The 4,976-nt window shown below is 70.9% G+C and carries 7 protein-coding genes; 1 reads left to right on the top strand and 6 read right to left on the bottom strand.

Annotated features, from left to right (window positions below; genetic code table 11):
- The 6 genes from ACIBI9_RS67635 to ACIBI9_RS67610 form a co-directional block, all read right to left on the bottom strand.
- A partial coding sequence (locus ACIBI9_RS67635) for a ferritin-like domain-containing protein (protein WP_397239608.1) occupies nucleotides 1–155 on the bottom strand: 155 nt, incomplete at its 3' end.
- Between the two features lie 30 nt (nucleotides 156–185).
- Complete coding sequence (locus ACIBI9_RS67630; protein WP_397239604.1) at nucleotides 186–419, bottom strand: hypothetical protein; 234 nt, start codon at nucleotides 417–419, stop codon at nucleotides 186–188.
- Nucleotides 416–1,204 carry a class I SAM-dependent methyltransferase gene (locus tag ACIBI9_RS67625; RefSeq protein ID WP_397239602.1) on the bottom strand — a complete coding sequence of 263 codons (789 nt, stop codon included), beginning with the start codon at nucleotides 1,202–1,204 and terminating at the stop codon, nucleotides 416–418. Before ACIBI9_RS67625 ends, ACIBI9_RS67630 begins: the two co-directional genes overlap by 4 nt.
- A gap of 24 nt (nucleotides 1,205–1,228) precedes the next feature.
- The gene (locus tag ACIBI9_RS67620; RefSeq protein WP_397239600.1) at nucleotides 1,229–1,984 is read right to left on the bottom strand and encodes an SDR family oxidoreductase; all 756 of its coding nucleotides are present in this window, start codon (nucleotides 1,982–1,984) and stop codon (nucleotides 1,229–1,231) included.
- A gap of 105 nt (nucleotides 1,985–2,089) precedes the next feature.
- Nucleotides 2,090–2,911, bottom strand: coding sequence for a universal stress protein (locus tag ACIBI9_RS67615; protein WP_397239598.1), 822 nt, complete (start codon nucleotides 2,909–2,911; stop codon nucleotides 2,090–2,092).
- A 29-nt stretch (nucleotides 2,912–2,940) separates the two neighbouring features.
- The gene (locus ACIBI9_RS67610; protein WP_397239596.1) at nucleotides 2,941–4,671 is read right to left on the bottom strand and encodes an L-aspartate oxidase; all 1,731 of its coding nucleotides are present in this window, start codon (nucleotides 4,669–4,671) and stop codon (nucleotides 2,941–2,943) included.
- Nucleotides 4,672–4,852: 181 nt separating this feature from the next.
- Here ACIBI9_RS67610 and ACIBI9_RS67605 point away from each other — a divergent pair.
- Nucleotides 4,853–4,976: sigma factor (locus ACIBI9_RS67605; RefSeq protein WP_397239606.1), on the top strand; the 124-nt coding region annotated here is incomplete at its 3' end.

Genomic DNA, 4,976 nt, shown 5'->3' with positions numbered 1-4,976 from the left:
TCGACGGCTTCGGGGTTCCGCTCGGGGTCGAGCGAGTACAGCGCGCACAGGTACGGCGGCAGGGTCGCGTGTTCCAGCTCGATCGCCCACTGCAGGTGCTCGCGGAGGCTGTCGAGGGTGTCGATCCGTGTTCGCTGCTGTTCCAGGTGTTTCATCAGCTGCCTTGGGTGTCGAAAGGGGGCGTTTCAGGCAACGTGATCGCCGGGCCGGGAGCCGTCCTCAAGGACCTCGACCGCGTCGAGCAGACCCCGCAGGCCGATCTCCTCGCGCTCGGCGTCCGTCGGGTCGAACAGCCACTCGGTGACCGGCAGTTCGGCGACCTCCTCCGGATGGCTCGACTCGACCAGGGTCACCTCGGCCTCGACCTCGACCTCGAGCTCATACAGAAAGTCGTCCTCGCCGCTGGGAGCGCTCATCATTCCTCCATACGTGGCTTGAGTGGATGCCCGGCAGACCGGCTGACCGCGTGGATCAGCCGTACAGCGATCTGGCCGGAGGCGAACAGGCGGGTGAAGCGCTCACCCTGGTGGGCCGCCAGCGCGTACGCGGGCTCGGCCCGATGGCGGGTCGCGATCACCGCGGCGACCTGCTCGGCACGGCGCGACCAGGACCGCGGCGTCCCGCCGGGCGGGTAGATCTGCTCGACGATCTCGAACCCGGCGCCGGCGAGCAGATCGAGAAGCTCCCCCTGGGTGGGGAAGCGGTTGCCGTCCGGGACCGGAAGGATCTGCGGACCCCGGGCCACGACCACCAGAAGCCCCAGCGAGGCGCCGGGCTTCAGCACCCGGTGGATCTCGCTGAGCACCGCGGCTTTGTCCTGTACGGTGCACAGCACCCCCAGACACCAGGCGGCGTCCGCCGATCCCGCACGGAGCGGAATCCGCCGCCCGTCCCCCGCGATGACCGGCAGCCCGAACAGCCGGGCGGCGGCCCGGCATGCGGCCGGCATCGGCTCCAGCAGGATCGGCCGGACCCCGAACCGCTCCGCGGCCCAGGCCGACGGCCCGCCGGCGCCCGCGCCCACGTCCAGCAGCCTGATGCCGGCCGACAGCTCGCACGCCTCGGCCAGCCAGGCCAGTGCCGCCGGGCTCGCGCTGCCACGGCAGGCAGCCGGTATGGCGTGCCGCTCCCCCAGCTGCTCGACGGCGTCGGCGGTCCAGCCGGCGACATCATCGAACTCGGCGACCATCGCCGATGCGGTCACTGCGTAACTCCTGCCTGGGGCGCGTTACTTGCCGGCGGCGTTCTGGCCGGCCCAGTCGCGGTAGCGGATCGTGCCGACGACCGCGCCCTCGCCCGGCACCAGCGTCCGCTCGCCCGGCACGCTGCCGTAGTAGCCCGCCTGCGGGTCGCTGACCACCGTGCGCGGGTCTCCCCAGGCGGCCAGGGCGTCGCGGAAGAACTCGTCCATCCGGACGTTCTCGGGGCCGCCCACCTCGACCCGGCCGTTCAGCGGCTGCCCCACCGCGACCCGGCCGACCGCCTGGGCGACCTCCTCGCCCGCGATGGGCTGGAACTGCACCGGCGCGATCCGCACCGTGTCACCGTCGGTGGCCGCGTCGGCGATGGCGCGCACGAACTCGAAGAACTGCGTCGCGTGCACCAGCGAGAACGGGATCCCCGACTTCTCGATCAACTGCTCCTGCACGATCTTCGCCGCGAAGTAGCCGTTGTCCGGCATCCGCTCCGTACCCACCACCGACAGCGCGACGTGGTGACCGACCCCGGCCGCCGCCTCCGCGGCCAGCAGATTACGCGTGGAGGTCTCGAAGAACTCCATCACCGCCGCGGGCTCGAACGACGGCGAGTTCGACACGTCGACCACCACCTGCGCACCCTCCAGCACCTCCGCCAGCCCCTCACCGGTGAGGGTGTTGACACCGGTGCTCGGTGCCGCCGCCACCGCCTCGTGACCGTGCTCCCCCAGCTTGGCCACCAGCTTCGACCCGATCAGACCGGTTCCACCGACCACGACGACCTTCATGGCGCCCCCTTTTTCTCTCTGCCGGGGCACCCGTGTGCCGACCGGTCGCCAGCTAAGACAGGGCAGCCTTCAGGCTTGTGACAGCCGTCGCGAAATTTTTCCTTTTCATCGCGATGATTCGGCCGGCCGCTGAACCTGGATGATCGCCACCGGACAGGTCGCGTGGTGCAGGACGGCCTGGCTGACCGAGCCGTGCACCAGCGCGCTGAGCTCGTGGCGGTGGTGGGAGCCGACAACCAGCAGGGACGCCTGGGACGAGGCGTGCAGCAGTGCCTTGCCCGGGTGGCCGGTGAGCGGCTCCTGGACGATCGTGACCGTGGGGAAGCGCTCCCGCCACCGGTCCAGGACGTGCTCGGGCAGGACCGTGCCTGATCCTTCGGCGCTGACGTGCGCCAGGATCAGGGTGTTCGCCGTCCGGGCGGCGTACTCGAACGCGAAGGGCAGCACCGCCTGGCCCTCGTCGTCGATGCCGGCCACGACCGGTCCGTGCGGCGTGAGGGGCCCGCGTACGACGACGACCGGGCAGGCGGCCTCCGTCCCGAGCCGGGCGCCCACCGATCCCAGCAGCAGGCCGCCTATCTCGCCGAGCCCGCGGCTGCCCACGACGAGCAGCTCTGCCTGGTGAGAGTGGTGCAGCAGCGCGGTGACAGGCTCGGTCTCCGGCAGGCCGGTGCTCACCTCGACGCCGGGTGCGGCGGTCTGCGCGCGGGCCAGCGCGGTGGCCAGCACGCGTTCGGCGGCGTGGCGGAGGCCGCCTTCCGGGGGCGCCCCCGGCGCCGGTCCGAGGGGTGCTCCCAGCAGGGGCCAGATGAAGGCGTGGAGGATGTGCAGCGGCCTCCGGCGGCGTTCGGCCTCGCCGGCGGCCCACTCCACGGCTCGCAGGCTTTCTTCGGAGTCGTCCACGCCTACGACCACAGGGCGGTTCATCGTTGTCCTCTCATCAGGGGAATGTGCTGCTATTCGACGAGTTTTCCGACGCTTGAGACCTCGCGCATGAGCGCCGCGATCTCAGCCGGAATGGGTGGGATGGCCTCCCTGTCCACCGATCCGGGACCGGACCACACCAGGTTGACCTGCAGCGCAGGGTCGAGCTCGGGGTAGTCGGAGCGGTTGTGGCAGCCGCGGGTCTCGCGACGCTCAAGCGCGGTCTCGACCGTCGCGCGGGCGGCCAGCGCCGCGGACTTCAGATCGAAGGCGTGGGCCAGGTCCTGGAATCCGGCCAGATCCGGATGCACGCCGACGTCGGCGACGCGCGCCTCCAGGGCGGCGAGTTCGGCCAGGCCCTTGCGCAGGCCGCCCTCGTCGCGCACCACGCCGGCATGCTCCGTCATGATGTCGCGCAGGGCTCGCTGCAGGGCGCGTACGTTCTCGGGGCCGTCCGCGGCCAGGAGCTCGTCCACCTCGGCCCGTGCCGCGTCGAGCGCCTCGGCCGAGCGGCGCTGGGCGTCGAGGCCCGCGGAATACCCGGCCGCCGCCTGCCCGACGATGCGGCCGAAGACGAGGAGCTCGATGAGCGAGTTGCCGCCCAGGCGGTTGGCGCCGTGCAGGCCGCTGGCCGCCTCGCCGATCGCGTACAGGCCGTCGACCCCGGTGCTGTGGTCCTCGGGCCGCACCCAGACCCCGCCCATCGAGTAGTGCGCGGTCGGCGCGATCTCGATCGGGTCCTTGGTGATGTCGAGCATCTGCAGTTCCAGGAGCGTCTGGTAGACGCGCGGCAACCGCGTCATGATCGTCTTGCGCGGCAGATGCGACACATCCAGCCAGACACCGCCGTTCGGGGTCCCGCGGCCTTCCTTGATCTCCGTGTACGCGGCCAGGGCGATGCGGTCGCGCGTGGACAACTCCATCCGCTCCGGGTCGTACCTGGACATGAACCGCTCGCCCAGCTCGTTACGCAGGATTCCGCCCTCGCCCCGCGCCGCTTCGGAGACGAGGGTGCCGGCCGCGTTCTCCGGCGCGATGAGACCGGAGGGGTGGAACTGCACCAGCTCGGGGTCGCGGATGCGGCAGCCGGCCAGGACGGCGAGGCGGAAGGAGTCGCCGGTGTTCTCGTCTCTGCGAGAGGAGGTACGCCGCCAGATCCGGGTGTGCCCGCCGGCGGCCAGGATCACCGCATCGGCGTGGATGACGTAGCGGCTGCCGTCGGTCAGGTCGAACCCGTACGCGCCGAAGACCGCATTGTCGCGCACGAGAATGCGCGTGATGTACACGGTGTCGAGGATGGGGACATCGAGCTGCGCCGCGCGGTTGATCAGGGTGCGCTGGATCTCGAGCCCGGTGTAGTCGCCGGCGTAGGCGGTTCGCCGGTAGGTGTGGGCGCCGAAGAAGCGCTGCGAGATGCGCCCGTCCTGTTCGCGGGCGAACGGCATGCCCCAGCGTTCAAGGTCCTCGATGCCCCGCGCCGCCCCCTCGGTGACGATCTGCACGGTCTGCGGATTGGCGAGGAGATAGCTCTCCTTGAGGGTGTCCGCCGCGTGCTGCCGCCAGCTGTCCTCGGGGTCCATCGTGGCCAGCGCCGCGTTGATGCCGCCTGCCGCGAGGGAGGTGTGCGCGTCGGCCTTCGGTCGTTTGCCCACCGCGAGGACGCCGACCCCGCGCTCGGCGAGTTCGATGGCGGCCCGCAGCCCGGCTCCTCCGGTGCCGATGACCAGGACGGACGTGGCGATCCGATGCTCTGGCGAGTGCATGGTGCTCCTTTGGCCGCATGTGTGGAAAGCGGTTACGGAGAGCAAGACCGGATAGCACCGTGATTTGTGACAGGCAGAAATCTTCCTGACCTGTACCTCGCCGCCGGCCTGGCCGCGCTGCTCAGGGGGTAACAGTCCAGAAATCGCACTTCCGACGAGGGGGACGCCGGAGCAGGGGGCGATGGCGGTGGCTGATCTGGACCAGGCGGTGGCGGTGTTCGCCGGTGTGCGACCGCGGCTGTTCGGGATCGCCTACCGGATGCTGGCCAGCGCCACCGAGGCCGAGGACCTGGTGCAGGACGTCT

The organism is Nonomuraea sp. NPDC050451, from assembly GCF_044458585.1.
The sequence above is the reverse complement of the archived record's forward strand: the minus strand, read 5'-3'. Positions and strand labels throughout refer to the sequence as shown.